The sequence below is a fragment of the Fodinibius sediminis genome (assembly GCF_900182555.1).
Lineage (GTDB): Bacteria > Bacteroidota > Rhodothermia > Balneolales > Balneolaceae > Fodinibius > Fodinibius sediminis.
This window is the reverse complement of sequence record NZ_FXTH01000018.1, coordinates 1-17,491: the sequence shown is the minus strand read 5'-3', so window position 1 is coordinate 17,491 and position 17,491 is coordinate 1. Positions and strand designations below refer to the sequence as shown.

Annotated in this window: 16 protein-coding genes and 3 pseudogenes; 9 read left to right on the top strand and 10 right to left on the bottom strand. The window is 41.9% G+C overall.

Translation table 11 applies throughout. The features are described from left to right. The first annotated feature begins 70 nt into the window (after positions 1–70). The 6 genes and pseudogenes from FN808_RS16260 to FN808_RS19495 all read left to right on the top strand — a co-directional run. A complete protein-coding gene (locus FN808_RS16260) occupies positions 71–2,830 on the top strand; it encodes a sodium:solute symporter family protein (protein WP_185958455.1) in 2,760 nt (919 codons plus the stop codon). A gap of 8 nt (positions 2,831–2,838) precedes the next feature. Next, positions 2,839–4,020 (top strand): n-acyl-d-glucosamine 2-epimerase, encoded by a 1,182-nt coding sequence (locus tag FN808_RS16255; RefSeq protein WP_142715676.1) that lies wholly within the window; start codon positions 2,839–2,841, stop codon positions 4,018–4,020. Positions 4,021–4,478: 458 nt separating this feature from the next. Then, a complete protein-coding gene (locus tag FN808_RS16250) occupies positions 4,479–5,342 on the top strand; it encodes an AraC family transcriptional regulator (protein ID WP_142715675.1) in 864 nt (287 codons plus the stop codon). A 762-nt stretch (positions 5,343–6,104) separates the two neighbouring features. Further along, positions 6,105–6,755, top strand: a complete 651-nt coding sequence (locus FN808_RS16245) for a trimeric intracellular cation channel family protein (RefSeq protein ID WP_142715674.1) — start codon at positions 6,105–6,107, stop codon at positions 6,753–6,755. A 132-nt stretch (positions 6,756–6,887) separates the two neighbouring features. Beyond that, positions 6,888–7,136: an integrase catalytic domain-containing protein gene (locus tag FN808_RS19500; protein ID WP_350354196.1), complete on the top strand. Its 249-nt coding sequence runs from the start codon at positions 6,888–6,890 to the stop codon at positions 7,134–7,136. Positions 7,137–7,206: 70 nt separating this feature from the next. Then, positions 7,207–7,365: pseudogene (locus FN808_RS19495) on the top strand (integrase core domain-containing protein); the annotation flags it as partial. A 588-nt stretch (positions 7,366–7,953) separates the two neighbouring features. Here FN808_RS19495 and FN808_RS16230 read toward each other — a convergent pair. From FN808_RS16230 to FN808_RS16195, 8 genes are all read right to left on the bottom strand, one after another. Then, positions 7,954–8,694 (bottom strand): pirin family protein, encoded by a 741-nt coding sequence (locus FN808_RS16230; RefSeq protein WP_142715671.1) that lies wholly within the window; start codon positions 8,692–8,694, stop codon positions 7,954–7,956. A gap of 13 nt (positions 8,695–8,707) precedes the next feature. Continuing rightward, positions 8,708–9,112, bottom strand: coding sequence for a DoxX family protein (locus FN808_RS16225; RefSeq protein ID WP_142715670.1), 405 nt, complete (start codon positions 9,110–9,112; stop codon positions 8,708–8,710). 48 nt (positions 9,113–9,160) lie between these two features. After that, the gene (locus FN808_RS16220; RefSeq protein ID WP_142715669.1) at positions 9,161–9,664 is read right to left on the bottom strand and encodes a VOC family protein; all 504 of its coding nucleotides are present in this window, start codon (positions 9,662–9,664) and stop codon (positions 9,161–9,163) included. 57 nt (positions 9,665–9,721) lie between these two features. Then, entirely contained in the window at positions 9,722–10,303 is a 582-nt protein-coding gene (locus FN808_RS16215) for an NADPH-dependent FMN reductase (protein ID WP_142715668.1), read from the bottom strand. Between the two features lie 94 nt (positions 10,304–10,397). Next, positions 10,398–10,973 carry a YceI family protein gene (locus FN808_RS16210; protein WP_142715667.1) on the bottom strand — a complete coding sequence of 192 codons (576 nt, stop codon included), beginning with the start codon at positions 10,971–10,973 and terminating at the stop codon, positions 10,398–10,400. Between the two features lie 48 nt (positions 10,974–11,021). Further along, positions 11,022–11,879 carry an SDR family oxidoreductase gene (locus FN808_RS16205; protein WP_142715666.1) on the bottom strand — a complete coding sequence of 286 codons (858 nt, stop codon included), beginning with the start codon at positions 11,877–11,879 and terminating at the stop codon, positions 11,022–11,024. Between the two features lie 34 nt (positions 11,880–11,913). Then, a complete protein-coding gene (locus tag FN808_RS16200) occupies positions 11,914–12,579 on the bottom strand; it encodes an NADPH-dependent F420 reductase (RefSeq protein WP_142715665.1) in 666 nt (221 codons plus the stop codon). A 283-nt stretch (positions 12,580–12,862) separates the two neighbouring features. Beyond that, positions 12,863–14,320: an aldehyde dehydrogenase family protein gene (locus FN808_RS16195; protein WP_142715664.1), complete on the bottom strand. Its 1,458-nt coding sequence runs from the start codon at positions 14,318–14,320 to the stop codon at positions 12,863–12,865. Positions 14,321–14,564: 244 nt separating this feature from the next. On the opposite strand from FN808_RS16195, the gene FN808_RS16190 reads away from it, so the two are divergent. After that, positions 14,565–14,846, top strand: coding sequence for a GNAT family N-acetyltransferase (locus FN808_RS16190; RefSeq protein ID WP_142715663.1), 282 nt, complete (start codon positions 14,565–14,567; stop codon positions 14,844–14,846). A gap of 34 nt (positions 14,847–14,880) precedes the next feature. Beyond that, positions 14,881–15,814: pseudogene (locus tag FN808_RS16185) on the top strand (DUF5996 family protein). A gap of 8 nt (positions 15,815–15,822) precedes the next feature. On the opposite strand, the gene FN808_RS16180 reads toward FN808_RS16185, so the two are convergent. Together FN808_RS16180 and FN808_RS16175 are read right to left on the bottom strand one after the other, a co-directional pair. Next, positions 15,823–16,398, bottom strand: a complete 576-nt coding sequence (locus FN808_RS16180; protein ID WP_142715662.1) for a Crp/Fnr family transcriptional regulator — start codon at positions 16,396–16,398, stop codon at positions 15,823–15,825. A gap of 150 nt (positions 16,399–16,548) precedes the next feature. After that, positions 16,549–17,088, bottom strand: a complete 540-nt coding sequence (locus FN808_RS16175) for a YceI family protein (protein ID WP_142715661.1) — start codon at positions 17,086–17,088, stop codon at positions 16,549–16,551. Positions 17,089–17,315: 227 nt separating this feature from the next. Here FN808_RS16175 and FN808_RS19275 point away from each other — a divergent pair. After that, positions 17,316–17,491, top strand: a pseudogene (locus FN808_RS19275) (IS1595 family transposase); the annotation flags it as partial.

Genomic DNA, 17,491 nt, shown 5'->3' with positions numbered 1-17,491 from the left:
ATGGACTCATTCCTATCATTATCTCTATCATAATTAACTTTGGCTTAATTGTTTTATCAGCCAATCATTTTTGAATTATAAGAAAGGGCTTCTGCTGATGAAAAATCTAATACAATATGTAATCCTGTTGCTAGTAGTAACTATGGCATTATATTACAACGCCATAGCTCAGGATTCCTCCGCAGATACGAGTAAAAATATTATACATTGGCATAGTCTTTCCGACTATCCCGACAGTAACGGGGTAGCTGGTGCTTTTGTCGGCACTCATAATAATGTTCTTCTAATGGGTGGAGGTGCTAATTTTCCGTCAGCTATGCCTGGGAAAGGCGGAGAGAAAGTATTTTATAATACAATCCATATCCTGCAACAGGATAGTGCATCCTATAATTGGCATACCAGTCCGGGACTGACGCTCCCTGATTCGCTGGCCTATGGAGCTACTGTCTCAACTGAAAACGGAATTATTCTTATCGGCGGAACTGATGGCAAAACGGTTTCATCAAAGGTTTATCGACTGCAATGGGAGCCCGATTCCAAATCCATCGATATAGAAAATCTTCCTTCGCTTCCCAAACCACTTGCATTTATGGATGTGGGTTTTATCGATAATACTATCTATGTAGCCGGTGGGCAACACTCGATGAATGACCCCGAAGCGACCAAAATATTCTGGAAGCTGGATATCTCTAAAGAGGAGGACTTACAATGGGAAGAACTGCACCCATGGCCAGGTCCCTCACGCATATTGCCAATAGCTGCTGCCCAATACAAAGGAGACACCCCCTATTTCTTTCTGTTCAGTGGCCGCAACCTTAACGCCGATGGATCAATGAATATCCTTAACGATGCATACCGCTATAATATCAAGGAGCAGAAATGGAATGTACTGGGAGATGTAGGACATAATCTCCCGGATAGTAGTCGTTCGGTTATGGGCGCCTCTGCTCTACCCTCCGGTGACTCGCATATCCTCGTTTTTGGAGGTGATTCCGGTGATGCACTAATGGAACGACTTGAACTTATTACTCAAATGGACAGTCTCCGAAATCAGATGCAAGTACTGCCATCTTCCAGACAGCAGGATATAAAGCAACAAATCGAAGCGTTTGAACTAAAACTCACAGATAATTTAACCCAAGAAAATCCTTTTTCAAAGAATGTACTTTCTTACCACACAATCACAGATAGCTGGGACAACGTAGGACAGCTGCCCAATCCTCCGCCGGTAACAACAACAGCAGTGAAATGGAATGATCAAATTATTCTTCCCAGCGGAGAAACGAGGCCCGGCGTGCGTACCCCGGAAGTTTGGCAGGGCACAATTGATTCCCGGACCCCTCAATTTGGTTGGGTCAATTATAGTGCACTGGGGCTCTATGCAATCATTTTAATTGGTATGGGATTCTATTTTTCACACAGGGAAGATGCCACCGATGATTACTTTCTAGCTGGCAACCGCATTCCCTGGTGGGCTGCCGGCATTAGTATTTATGCCACGCAGCTCAGCGCCATTACTTTTATTTCTACTCCGGTTCTGGCCTATGCCGATAATTGGATCGTTTTTATCGCCTATTTTACCATCTTTCTAATGGCACCGGTTGTCATTTACTTCTATCTACCCTTTTTCCGGCGATTAAACGTTACTTCAGCCTATGAATACCTTGAAAAACGGTTCCACCTTGCGGTCAGGCTCTTTGGTAGCGTTTCGTTTATTCTTTTTCAACTAGGTCGCATGAGTGTAGTGGTATTTCTGCCCGCTCTGACCCTCACTGCCATACTAGATATGAACATTTATGCTGCCATTATCTTAATGGGAGTCCTTGCAATTATATACACCACTCTCGGTGGTATTGAAGCCGTAATATGGAGTGATGTATTACAGGTATTTATTCTTGTCAGCGGTATTATATATAGCCTCTATTTCATTATTAATTATGTAGGTGGATTGGAGATAGTCTATACTACAGCGCTGGAACACGATAAACTGCAGCTTTTTGATTTCAGTTTTAGCTTTACATCCCTGGCAACCTGGTCGATTTTCCTGGGCTCATTTGCACTTCAATTTGGCCCTTACACCACTGATCAAGCTGTCATTCAACGCTATCTAACCACCCGCGATGAAAAATCAGCTGCTGACAGTATCTGGACCAATGGGATCATCTCCATTCCCACCGGATTTCTCTTTTTTGCCCTGGGAACTTGCCTCTACGTTTTTTACAAACTAAATCCGGATTTTTTATCTGTAGGCATGCAAAATGACCAGGTGTTCCCGCTTTTTATTGGGCAACAGCTACCTATGGGATATGCCGGACTTTTAATTGCCGGAATTTTTTCCGCTTCCATGTCGAGTTTGGACAGCAGCATGCACAGTATTTCCACTGTTGCAACAGTGGATTTTTATGAACGTTTTGTTCCTGCTTCAACTGAAAATGCCCGATTGAACCTAGCACGCTGGGTTACTGTACTTACTGGTGTATTAGGAACTCTTATTGCTTGTTTATTGGCCAGCTTTCCTATTCAATCCCTGTATTTCTTCTTCCAGGAAATCATCGGATTACTAAGCAGTGCCTTAGCCGGCATCTTTATTCTTGGCATTTTTACCAAGCGCACACATGGCACAGGTGCTCTCATTGGAGCTATTATAAGCTTAATAGTCCTTTACATCGTTAAATTCCATACACCTATTCACTTTTATATTTATCCACTTATTGGTATTCCCGTATGCGTTTTTTCCGGATATTTTATCAGTTATCTGTTCCCCGACCACGGAAAGAAGTTGGAAGGGCTTACATATCGCACACTCGTAACTAAAAGAGACGAAAATTGATATCCCCCATGTTCAATGAAAAGCCAAAAGCACTTGCTAAGAAGTATAAAGAAGCACTTCTATCAGATGTTATCCCTTTTTGGGAAAAGCATTCTGTCGATGAAAAATACGGAGGGTACTTTAGCTGTCTAGACCGGGATGGTACAGCCTATGATACCGACAAGTTCATTTGGCTGCAGGCAAGGCAGGTATGGACATTCTCCATGCTATATAACCGCGTAGATTCAAAAGATAAATGGCTCAGTATAGCAGAAAAGGGTTATCAGTTTCTGAAAGAACACGGTATGGATGCTTCAGGCAATTGGTACTTCTCTATGAACCGCCGGGGAGAGCCCCTAATTCAGCCCTATAATATCTTCTCAGATTGCTTTGCAGCCCTTGCCTTTCATGAGTACTACCAAGCTACCGGGGAGGAAGAAGCCCGAACTATTGCCATCAGAACTTACGAGAATATTCTAGATCGACGTGATAATCCTAAAGGACAGTACGAAAAATCTGTTCGCGGTACACGTCCCCTTAAAGGCTTTGCCCTTCCTATGATGTTAAGCGTACTCAACTTAGAAATGGAAAATATACTGGATCAGAAAAAGGTAGAGCAATCACTTGACCGGTGCATTCACGAAGTAACAGAAATATTCTGGGATGACAAACAGAAAGTAATGCATGAATACGTACTGAAAAACGGTTCGTATTCAGACAGTTACGAAGGACGGCTGGTTAATCCAGGCCATGGCATTGAGGCGATGTGGTTTTTGATGGAGATTGGACGACGGCGCAGTGATCAGAAGCTCATAGAAAAGGCCACTGATATTACCCTCAACCTGATCGAGTTCGGCTGGGATTCTGAATATGGCGGTATCTACTACTTTCTTGATGCCGAGGGACACCCGCCCCTGCAGTTGGAATGGACACAAAAACTCTGGTGGGTACACCTGGAAACTCTTATTGCCCTTTCCAAAGGTTATTTGCTTACAGAACGCAGCGAAAGTGCCAAATGGTACCAAAAAGTACACGACTACAGCTGGAAACGATTTAACGATTCCGATTACGGTGAGTGGTTTGGTTACCTCAACCGCCAGGGTGAACGCTATACCACCCTCAAAGGGAGCAAATGGAAAGGCTGCTTCCACGTACCACGAGCTATGTACGAATGCTGGCAAACGTTCGAAGAGTTAGCCCAGAAAGAATGAATTACAGTTGATTAAATATTTATGATAAATTATGAAATAAATACAAAATAAGGAGCTTGTTAATAGCAGATAGTGATTCCACAAAAACCGACTGGGCACTTATATCAAATAGTTCTGTCAAATAGTAAAAAACTGAGGGACTATCCCTATTACCATTCTACTGAAAGTTTTAACCGAGTTATTAAAGAGGAATTACTACCAAAGATCAACTGCACAAATATTACTCATATTATGTGTTATGATGCAGGTTGTGATATCCCCATATAAAATAATGAGATCAGAAATATTTTAACCTTTCCTTCCTAATGCAAGACCGATATTTTTGAAGCCCTTTTAGGGGCTGACCGGGCCTCTTGTTTAGATAAACCTGAAATCGATTGACTGTTTCATTGAGATCGTTGTATTATATTGATATATGTTTTTTTAAGATATTAAATAGATCAAAATTATAGCATCTCATGGATCCTATATATAAAAAGAATGTAGACGCCCGCCACTCATTCAAACTCAAGAATACTATAGGGCAATCATTTGATGGTCTTTGGCATTTTCATGAAGAATATGAGCTGATCTATATTTGGGGGGGCAAAGGGGAAAAGGTTATTGGAGATAATGTCTCTGTCTTAAATAAGGGGGATTTATTGTTTCTGGGTTCAGAGCTACCTCATTTATTCAACTGTGGTCAAGAATTTACCAAGAAGGATAGAGCTGGTTCCTTAGTTATACATTTAAATAACATTTTTTTTAACAATGATCTTCTTAAATGCCCGGAATTTAATTCAATTCGAAAGTTGGTTAAGCAGTCAAAATCAGGCATAGAATTTTTTGGAGAAACGAAAGTCATTGCAGATCGTATCCAAAAAATGTTTACACTGGATAGAACAGATTGTATGCTGGAAATTCTTTCCGTTTTAAATACTCTATCAACTAACTTCGATTCGAAGTCTTTAGCAAGCTCTGGCTATACCACTTCTTTTAGTAAAGAGGATTATCAGAGAATCAACAAAGCCTGTAAGTATGTTATGGAGCATTATAAGGAGGACATTTCTCTAGATGATATCGTCAGTATTATTGGACTCACTAAAGCCGCTTTCTGCAGACATTTTAAAAAAGTAACGGGAAAAACTTTTTTCACTTATATCAAAGAATATCGGATTGGACAAGCTTGTCGTTTGTTAATGGAAACGAATTTAAATGTGACTGAAATCAGCTACAAATGTGGATATAACTCCATTTCAAACTTTAATAAGCAGTTTAAAGATATTTTGAATACAAATCCTTCTATGTACAGAGAAAGATTTGATAATCAGCCCAGCTTCTAATGATATATCGATACCTTCTTTATCGGACAGTTTTTATGCTAGGTTCATACCGGCAAAACCACCACCGATAATGATAATCTGTTTATCCTCAAGATTTTTCTTCTCTAACTAAATTCTCAACCATTTAATGCAAACGTAACGTAGCAATTTTTTAAAAACTATCTTCCGATATCCCAGAGCAAAAAGGTCATGGTAGCATGATATGAGTTTTAGTATTTTACATCTGTATGTAAAACCACCATCAATTAGTGTTCAACCATATCGCCCTCCTATTTTATGTTTGGATGAAATAAACTTTATCATGAGGTGTATATATCAATCCTAACTTTATCTCTGATATATTCAGATCAGGAATTTTATTCTCGCTTGGCTGATTATGATTTGCCGATAAATATGATTAAGGATCTGTTTCGTATCAATAAATAAGATGCCGATAATATTTACTTCAAATGCATATATTCAACGCTGAGTCAAGTGTATGCTGGCATGAAAGATGTTTCAGATGTTTATTGGTTTCAAAGTGGAGGACAGAGAATCATATATGCCATTTTATGTACTGGATGAGGCTTACTTTATAGTTCAAATCAGATGGGGGAGCTTTCCTAATGTGAACCTTCTTCCTAAGTCTAGTTGCAATTCAGAACTAATGTGGAAGCTTACAGAAATAATATACTATTTGTGCAACTGAATAAAATTACCGGTTTTATATATCTCCATCGGAAGTGTAAACTTTGTTAATAATGGCAAGACAGCAAGATTAATATGATTGAATTTTCTGGCAGCCAATTTATTACTATAGCTGAAATACTAGGAACCTTTGCTTTTGCCGTATCAGGAGCTACTGCGGCTATTCAACACAGATATGACTTATTTGGGATTCTTGTTTTAGCTTTTGTCACAGCAATTGGGGGAGGTACAATACGAGATTTAATGGTTGGAAATTTACCGGTGAGTTGGCTGACAAATTCACTTGCAATCTGGTCTGTTATTGCTGGTTTTATACTTACGGTAACTCTTCGAAGTCGCATGCGGAAAGTGCAAAGCTGGATATTCTTTTTTGATGCTGTTGGGTTGGGCCTATTTACAGTGATGGGAGTGCAGGTTGGCCTTAGGGCCGATATGAGTAATGGGATTGCAATTGCACTTGGAACTATTACAGGATGTTTTGGCGGTGTGGTCAGGGATGTTCTGTCAGGATCCCGTCCCCTTATTTTTCGAAAGGAAATTTATGCCACCGCTTCAATTATTGGAGGCTTGATATATATAGTTCTCTTGAAGCGTTTTGGAAGTAGCATTGCAATACAGGCCATAGCTATTTTCAGTACAATTGCACTTAGATTCATTTCCTATCATTATCAGATTGGATTGCCTCAATTCAACTACAGATCTGATGATATAAAATCATCTCCATGAAAGGCTGCTACAGACAAACCACAAACATGTATATCGACTTTATAAGCCGAGGAGGCTAAACTTATTGTTAAAACGTCCACACCGGAGCCGGGCGATTGAACACCGTCTGGATGGCCTCTCCCTCAGCGGGCCATCCAACTTTGGAGTATGGATTTTGTGGCCGATCAGCTCTTCCACAGGCGTCGGCCCCGTGCCTTAACCATAGTGGAGAATTTTAGTCGCATATGTCTGGGCATACATGCTGATTCCTCTATCAAAGGTATGGATGTAACCGGGATCATGGAGCGGATTTACTGTCAAATCGGCCAACTGCCTATTCGGATTCAAGTCAACAATAGCAGTGATTTCACCTCCAAAATCTTAGACCAGTGGCCACGATAACGGGGTTACGTTGGACTTCTTCCGACTTATAAAAACCACCGACAACCCCAATATATAGTCTTTCAACGAGAGATTTCGTGATGAATGTTTGAACCTGCATTGGATTTTATCCCTGGATGATGCTCTCGGGAAGATTGAGATCTGGTGGATCGAATATAACTCTTTCCGGCCTTACTCAGCTCGCTCGGAGATATGCATCCGAATGGGTACTTTCAAAAACATAATATAACGTCCGATTCTATTCTTATAACTGGTACATAAATCAGGAGGAGATCATTAGGATAAGCTAAAAAAAGCCCTGCACCTTTTCACAGTGCAAGACCTGCTTTTCATCAAGAGAAATACAACATAAATAGCAGATTTATTTTTTCATACTGATTTTTGTATAGGTAAGTACACTATATGTAAACGGTCCCCTCCACTACAATTATTTTAAAGGATAAACTTTACACTTACTTAAATATGTGATTATAAGCTAATTACTGATATGCGTGATTTTCACCAAAGGCTAAGAGTATATTACACTACAGGTAATTACAGAGGATTCTATAAGGTCACTGAACACCAGATGCGGCTAGCAGGCAGAACCTTTATGAAGTTTTCAAATGGAAAAAAGGAAATATATTCCACTGGACTATTTATTGAGGGTGTGCTAGAATCTATCTTCGATCAAATAGATGAGTACTATGCAAATAAAGAAAGCATATTTCAAGCAATGTAACTTACTCCATCAGTAATATGAAGAGTCGAATGACATTATTCAAATATTTCCGCTTTTCTTCGCAATTTTCATTATATAGATGCAACTTTCTTTTTTTCATTTTGTATAAAGCCCATTCCGGCTATAGGGTGCAGATTCATCCAATACAAAAAAGACGATATTCGAATCTTCATTAGCTTTTAGGATCAACTGTTCATCTTTGATAATTACTTGATCGCCTTCCCCAACCATTTCGGTGTGATCCTCAATGGTTACACTTCCGCTGAACAGATACATAAAGCCGGTAAGCCCTTGCAGTTTGGGACTTTGAATGATGTTTCCTTCTTGCAGATGCAGGTCATAAAACAACACCTCGCTTCTGAATAACATCGGGGCTTCGGATTGCTCGTGCCCAGCAAGCAGCCGCCATTTATTTCGGCTATTTATTACATCGGGCTCATAAAACTGCACCTTTGGTTTCAGGTTATCCGCTTTGGGACGGATAAAAATCTGTAGCATCTCCACGGTCTCATCGCCTTCACGAACTCCCTCTTCATGCTGAATGCCGCTGCCAGCATTCATCAGCATCAGATGCTTATTGAGAATGGGTATATCATTGCCGTCACTGTCTTTGTGATGCATTGTGCCTTTGCGAATGTAGGAAAGAATCTCCTCATTCTGATGCAGGTGCATCGGAACCAGTGCGCCGCCTTCGAGTATGGCGTGTTCCAGCCGCCCTATCTGGGCAATACCATGATCGTTGGCGTCCGGTATGGTCCGGCCCAAGGGAAGAAACCGAGAAGTAAATGGTCCCCGGCTTACCTTGTGTCGTTCGTTTGAATTGGCGATGTGTATCATTAGTACTTTCCGCCTATGAAGTTGAACCAATAAGCTGTGTTACAAAAGCTGGCTCGATCTCATCATCCAACTTCTGGAGCGTTACGTAAGAGACCACTAAAACCCCCAAAAATATAAGTGGAGTGAGAATAGCTGATATGGGATCGCCAGCTGCTGCATGAGCAATACCGCCAGAGATCATGTTGATGGTAAATCCAGCATAAACCCATTCTTTAAGACGTCCTGTAAAGGGAGCAAGCAACAGCAGGACACCAATTATTTTAGCTATGCCCAGTTCTATTCGAAAGTAATCCGGGAATCCAAGGTGTTCAAAGGTTTGGGCCATATCAGGACTAGTGAAGTACATCGTAGCACTAAATAGCATCATAGCACTGAATATTCCCGTGGTAATCCAATATGTTATTTTCAATTTATTCATTGTGATAAAAGATATTTCTGTTATAATTCGTTGTCGTTAAATTCAGATTCAATGTGTTTTTTTGTTCAATTCTTTCAGTAAATCCTGCACGTCAAGCGGTTGAGTAACCATCTTGACCGAGCCGTCCTCGGTGCATTCCCATTCCTCGCGGGGACGGTCACAGTACAGCTCCACGCCATTGCCATCGGGATCCCTTAAGTAAATTGCTTCCGAAACGCCGTGATCGCTGGCCCCATCGATGGGGTATTCCTCATCAATGAGGCGCTGTAGAATTTCAGCCAGATCTTTGCGCGTGGGATAGAGAAAAGCGGTGTGATAGAGTCCTGCGCTATTGCGTGGCGCAGGCGAACCTCCTTTACTGTGCCAGGTATTGAGGCCGATGTGATGGTGATATCCTCCGGCTGACAGAAAGGCCGCATTCTCACCATACATGGTGGTTAGCTCAAAGCCGAGCAGATCACGATAAAATTCAAGAGCCCGATCCAAATCAGATACTTTCAAATGCACGTGCCCGATATGGGTCTGGGACGGTGTGGTATAATTAGTATCCATAGTTAATTAATCTTTTGAATTCGTAGTCTTCACATGTCTTCCAACACATTCGATCACTCAAACAACTACAGCCTCATTTTCTTTTATCACTTTCATTCCAGCACTCCACCGTGCCAATTCATCCAGCATTGTGCTGGCCGCTTTCTCCATTTCTTCATTGGGTATAAGCTCGTTTTCATCATTTATAAATTGAGGAAAAAACGGAATATTCACCGCTTCTACCAAAGGCGCCATCTTAAACGTCAACAGATCTCGTTTCAGATCGATATACGCTCTCGTTCCCGCCGATACGCCTCCATAACTCACAATTCCGGCTGCTTTGTAATTCCATTCCTGTGACAAGTACTGCAGGGCATTCTGTAGGGATGCCGGATAGGTGTGATTGTATTCTGCAGTTACAAAGATGAAGGTGTCTGCCTCCTCAATTTTGGCACTCCACCGTTTGGTATGTTCATGCTTGTATTTTTTCATTCTCGGATGATGAGGTTCATTCATCATCGGCAGATCAATTTCTCCGAGATCGATCATTTCCACATCAAAACGGTCGTTTTGACCAGCGACTTTAGAAATCCATCGTGCTATAATGGGCCCGTTTCTACCAGGGCGCGTGGTTGAGGAGATAACTTTTAAGTTGTACATCTGTTCTAAACTTGTTTTCGTATTGTTTTGTTTGGGTTTTCAGGTTAAGTGATCCGCAAAGGATTAAAACTTTGCGGATCCAATCGTCAATGCCTCATTGCTGCATAAACTCTCCGTCCGCTTTAATACGCACCTCGTTGCTGATCATGGGTGGTGGAAATCCGTTGCCGAGATCAAACTCCGAGCGATCAATGATACCGGTAATTTGAATTCCGGCCTTAAGGTTCCCCTGGGTCATCTCATTCTGGATGTTCCCGCGGTAAATCATCGTCACAGTAACGGGTTTGGTTACCCCGTGCAGGGTCAGGTCGCCGGTCAGCTCATATTTATCATCGCCCACTTCTTTAATATCCATGCTCTTAAAAGTCATCGTTGGATACTTTTCAACGTTAAAAAAGTCGGGGCTTTTGAGGTGATTATTGCGCTTTTCGACGCGCGTATCGATAGAAGCCGTTTGTACGGTCAGTTCAACCTGCGCGTCGCTAAAATCCTCTTTAGAGGCTTCAATGGTGACATCATAGTCGCCAAAATATCCCGGTACATCTGCAATACCCAAGTGGGTGACGGTAAATCCGAGCTTCGAGTGCGCAGGATCTTCCACCCAGGTATCTTGTGCAAAGACGCTGACAGGAAGAATTAAAAGTGTTAAAATAAAGGTTAGTTTTTTCATTGTGTTATTTGTTGGGTTATGTTTTAAAGTTAATTGGTTGTGATTAAACTACTGGTTTACAAACTGTTTGATGAAGGTATCGAGTCCTGTAGGCTTGCGCCCAATCAGCTTTTCCATATCATCAAAAATAAAATCAAGCGCTCCATTGACGAACGTTTGGGCCGTCATCACGCTCATATCAACTTGTTCTTCGGGCAAGCCGGCTTCGGTCAATGCTTGTTCAAAATCTGAGACCGAAGTATCTTTGTAAGTAATGTCGGTGCCAGATACTTCACTCAGCATCCCGGCAATTTCATCGAGGGTATAGGCCTGGTCTGAAGTAATTTCGTAGATGCTGTTTTTGTGTTGTTCAGCATTGGCAAGTCCGTTTGCCAAGGCTTCCGCCATCTCCGAGCGCAGTGCCAGATTGATGGGATTACCTCCGGATGGAAAAGTCCACCGACCTGTCTCTAGAGCATCGCCCAAAAAGAGCGGTAGATATTCCATATAAAACGCATTTCGGTATAAAGTGTAGGGGATGCCGGATTCTTTAATGAGCTTCTCTGTTGCAGCATGATCCGGCGAAAGTGGGCTTAGCTCTTTATCGGCCTCTACAATGCTGGTGTAGAAAATCTGCTCGGCGCCGGCTTCTTTAGCTGCTTGAATCACATTATTGTGTTGACCAATTCGTCCTTTCAGAGTGCTTGAGGAAATCAATAGCAGGGTATCAATGCCCTCAACGGCTTTCTCGATCGATGGGTAATCAGTATAATCACCGATTCTTAACTCTACGCCTTTCTCTTTAAGTTCGGCGCCTTTTTTCTCGCTTCGGACAAGTCCGGCGATATCCGCATCGGGATTATTCTCTATTAAAAAGTCAATGGTTTGCGATCCTAAATGCCCGTTTGCTCCTGTTATAAGTATCATAATGTTAAATTGTTTCTTGGTCTTAAAGTGTGATTTAATTGTGTAGTACTTTCCATCCGGCCAGTCTATTGTAGTTATTTCTGTGAATTATCTGCATAAGCAGAACCTGCATGCATTCCAGGGTACGACTGAAGACAAGGTCATCAATTTTGATAGGGTTGAACCCCACCGTCTCAATCAATTCGGTAACCGTTTCAATGGCTTGAGCATCATTACCTGCGATAAAAGAATCAAACTTTTGGCCTTCAATTACTGGCTGGTCAAAATCAGCAGCAAAAGTAGTGTTAAATGCTTTTACCACTTTGGAATGTGGTAACCACTGTTGTAGCTTTTCCGCTGCGCTAATATCAGATTTTATAGTTAAGTCATCGAAATTTTCATCTATGGGATTAGCAATGCTGACCACCGTCTTTTGTGTCGCTACGTCCCGTATCTTTTCAGCAATTTCTTGTTCCTGCTCATGTGGAACGGCCATGATAATAATATCGGCTTCCCAGCTACAGTCGTGAGCACAATCCATCGTCTTCACATCGGCGTTTGAATATTCCTGATCTATTTCTTCTGTAAGCTTAGGTAGTTTACTGTAATCCTGATCGAACAGGAGCAGACGATAGTTACCGCCGGCAACATGTTTTGCAATGGCGGATCCCATACTCCCGCCAGCTCCAATAATTGCTATTGTTTGTTTCGTAATAGGCATACTGCTTAATCGATCTTTAGGTTTTCTCAATTTGATACTACAAAGGTAACCTGCCTATACTCCCTTCTCATTGATATGTGCTAAGAAAAATCCTTGATATATATCAAGGATTGTGAAGAGGCCTTTCAGTACACATTTAAAAAGCGGATACCTGTCAAGGCATCCGCTTTATAGTTTGGTATAGGGATTATTACTTAGGGATATAATAGTTTCCCAAATGCTTTAACCAGAGGTATTGTCGTATCCGCAAAGAAAATCAACGCTACCGCAGGTGCAACGGTTTTTACAGGGCATACTCTCGGTCTTTATGCTGTACAGTCACCCATTTGGTAGTGGTGAATTTTTCCTTCACAAAGTCTCCATTAAAACGTCCGACTCCAGACTGTTTTTCTCCGCCGAATACGGCATTGGCATCGTCGTTGACCGGCTGATCGTTGATGTGAATCATACCCGTCTTAATATGATTAGCTACGTTCAGGGCACGTTCGGTATCTCCAGAATGTACGGCACCGCTTAATCCAAGGTCAGTATCGTTGGCTAAGGCTGCAGCTTCTTCATCCCCGTCAAAAGAAATAATCGTAGCCACAGGACCGAAAATCTCATTTTGAGCAATCTCCATATCGTTGGTTACATTGGTCAGGACAACCGGATGAATAAGATTGCCTTCAGTCTTTCGCTCTGTTAGCAGCTCAGCGCCCTCTTCAATGGCTTTATCAATCATACTATTTATTTTTTCAGCCTGGCTTCTGTTAATAACCGGTCCCAGTTCCGTTTCCGGATCCTTGGGATCACCGACGTTAATAGCGTTGGCTTTTTCCACATACTTTTTCGTGAATTCATCGACTAATTTCTTATCCACTAAGATTCGGTTAATGGCCATACAAATTTGTCCCTGGTGCATAAACTTGCCGAATATGGCAGCATCAACGGCTTTGTCCACATCTGCATCATCCAGTACTATAAAGGCGTTGTTGCCACCCAGCTCCAGGCTGACGTCTTTCATGCGTTCACCGGCACGTACGGCAATGCCCTTGCCAACAGGAGTAGATCCAGTGAAGGAGACAAGATCACTCACGGGGTGCTCAACAAGGTAGTTTCCGATATCAGATCCTTTGCCGAGTACTACGTTTAATAATCCCTTTGGAAGCCCGGCTTCCTCAAATATTTTTGCAATTAAGGTGCCACCGGTTACCGGTGTATCTTCAGCGGGCTTTAACACAACGGCATTGCCCGTAGCCAGTGCCGGGGCCACCGATCGCATGGAAAGTGTCATGGCAAAATTCCAAGGAGTAATTACTGTAATAACGCCTTTAGGTTCGCGATACATGCGACTTTCTTTGCCGGGTATCATTGAAGGATAAATTTCCCCATTCATAGTAAACGGATAGCCCGAGGCAACGCGGATGTTCTCGAGGACCAGCCCCCACTCCAACGCTGCTTTGGTACGGGTTCCTCCCATCTCACGGGTAATCCAATCAATAATCTCATCTTTTCGCTCTTTCATTATACGAGTTGCCTCGTCAAAAATATTTCTCTTTTGAGAGGGTGGGGTTTCCGCCCATTCTTTTTGAGCTTCTTCGGCGGCAGTGTAAGCCTCGTCGATATCTAATTCACTTGCAGACTGGAAGGGGAAAATGCTTTTCTGAGTAAAAGGATTCAATACATCGAAAGACCGATTACCATTCCCTTCTTTCCATTCTCCATCTATATAGCTTTTTCCTAAATCTTTATAAGGTTCCATGGGTACAATATTTTCGTTGTAGTTTATTTTTCAAATGAATGCCGAAATCATCATTGCTTTCATATCAACTCTATTTCTGTGTTTCTTTATTATAGTTTTCCAGTGAACAGTTGTCATTGACATGTGCTAAGAAAACCTCTTGATATATATCAAAAAAGCATTACAGGATACTTTATGCTGTCAACAATGATCCGGTTTATATAAGTTGGAACAAATAACGCTTTAAACTTATTCCCCGGTCATCATGGTTATTCAACACAAAGATGGAAATAGTAAAGGATCATTTTTTATTGAAGAGGACGGTGAAACAAAAGCTGAAATTACCTATTCAAAGGCCGGTTCAGATAAAATAATTATTGACCACACGGAAGTATCCGATGAACTTCGAGGCCAAAATATCGGTAATGAATTGGTTGAGCATGCGGTGAATTATGCTCATGAGAATGAATTGACGGTAATTCCACTCTGTCCATTTGCCAAATCGGTTATTGAGCGGGATGAGTCATTGCAGGATGTACTGAAATAGCATGTTCACCTAACTATTTACAATACTTGTCACTATGAAACAAAACTCATCAGCAAGTCAAAAGAATTATTCGTGGCCCGAACTACCTGCTCTGGCCGAGTGGCAAGAAACACTTGAGGTGGTTCACCTATGGTCGCAAATTATCGGGAATAATACGTCTTGAAAATATGCCGTGGATTAATCACTGCTGGCATGTACCGTTGTATGTATCTGCCCGTGGATTGTCCACTTCATTAATCCCGCATGCGTCAGGAAGTTTCGAAATTGAGTTCAATTTTGTGGAGCACCGATTGGAGATTCGAAAGATAGATGGGAAAAAGGCTTCCTTTACTTTGGAGTCGATGTCTGTGGCCGATTTCTACGGTAAAACATTCGACAGAGTCAAGCAGCTAAATCTTGAAATCGAAATTTATTCCCTGCCTGTTGAGATCCCCGATCCCATAATGCCATTCCCGGAAAATAACCAGCAGGCACCTTATGATGCAGAAGCCGTACACCAATTCTGGAAAGCTCTGACTCATGCACAGAGGATCTTTACACAATTCAGGTCAAATTTTATGGGTAAAGTGAGTCCTGTTCACTTTTTCTGGGGAGCATTTGATTTGGCGGTATCACGTTTCTCAGGACGAACCGCTCCAAAACACCTGGGTGGGGTTCCAAACTGCCCTGATTTGGTTATGGAAGAAAGTTATTCCCACGAGTTGTCAAGTGCCGGATTTTGGCCGGGCACCGGTTTTGGAGAGGCTGCGTTCTATTCTTACGCTTATCCAGAGCCGGAAGGATACCAAGATTCAGTTATCAAGCCTCAGGATGCATTCTATAACGAGGAACTGGGAGAGTACCTACTCCCTTATCAGGCTGTGATGAACGCATCAAACCCGGATGAAATACTGCTCGATTTCCTCCAGACGACCTATGAAGCTACTGCCGTCAACGGAAAATGGGATAGAGAAGCCCTTGAGAAATAGCAAACTCTTTACTTACTCATCTGCCCACGAACCCGGCTTAGGGTTTCGGGACTCATCCCCAGGTAAGAAGCCACAAGGTTCAGTGGTACACGATTCATGAACTCAGGATTTTGCTCTATCAGACGGTTGTACCTTTCTTCAGCGGTAAGCCCAAGTCCATTTTCCGCGCGTTGCTGGAGGGCTACGTAGGCATTCTGCACAATGATACGATGATATCGCTCGTAGGCGGGAATTTCATTCAAAAGCTTTTTGTGATTTTTCCGGTCAAGCATCAACAGTTCACTATCTTCAAGCACCTCAATATTTAAGGTGGTTGGCTTACCAGAAAAGAAGCTTTGCAGGTTTGCCATCCACCAGCCCTCAAAGGCAAAACGTATCACATGCTGGTTACCTTTTGAATCCACCGTGTAAGAATAGAGCGCACCCTTTTCCACAAAAGCTAACTCACGACATACATCACCTTCCTGAAGCAGAAATTGTCGTTTGAGCACTCGCTTCGGACGGAAATTATTTTTGCACATCTCCCACTCCTCATCGGTTAGCGATACATGCTCCTGAAAACTTTCTTTCAGTACCTGATACATTCGTTGTTGGCTTATTGGTTGCTGCCTTGTTTATACAAATTGATTTATCAAAGATATCTGAAAATGTACAGGGAATTATCAGGATTTAAAAAACGGATATCCTCCTGAAGAGAATACCCGCTTACAGGCAAATGGGATCTTGTTCGTCAGTTAGTTTTTAATAAACTGAACGTTTAATTGTAGTTTAATTTTATCGCCTACAACCACGTTTCCGGCTTCGGTCACGGCACTCCAGGTTAGGCCAAATTCTTTTCGGTTGATGGTGCCCTCCACTTCAAACCCAGCCTTGGTCTGACCATACTGATCGGTGACGGTACCGCCATGGACGACATTCAGTCCAATTCTTTTGGTGACGTCACGGATGGTTAAATCACCGGTAACTTTGTATTCGCCTTCACCAACTTTCTCAAAGCCTGTGGATTCAAACTTAAGTTGTGGATACTCTTTTGCATTAAAAAAGTCATCGGACTTCAGGTGCTGGTCGCGATCTTCATTGTTTGTGGAAATGCTATTGATATCAGCAGTAAAATTTGCTTTAGCATTTTCAAAGTCATCGCCTTTAGCCTCAATTTGTCCATTGTATGAATTAAAACTTCCTGTGACGGTCGAGATTACTAAGTGTTTCACTTTGAATTGTACTTCTGAGTGCGTTGGGTCAATCTTCCATAAAGTCTGCGTTGCAGTTGTCATTGTAGCACTTAGTTTTATGTTAAACTTTTGTTTGTGCTATAAACATACTGCTGGCCGGTCAAAGAACCATTGATATATGACAGGAAATTGTCTTGATATTTATCAAGATTGGAGAGCAAAACTGTTTCTTAGGATAACAGAATAGTCGTTGCTATATAATTCACCTTTTAAACAAGGGTCTAGTGAAGCATAGCATGTTATAAAACTTTGTAAGATATTGCTATGCAATGATTAATAAATATTATAAACGTTCAAAAATTTCTGAGGCCAAATTTCGGCAATTGATTCGTTATTTTTCGATGGATTTTACGGCCACCGATGCCGCTGAACTTACTGGTATTTCCCGACGGTCGGTCACTGATATTTACGGGCGGCTTCGCCACAAAATCGCTCGCTGGTCGGA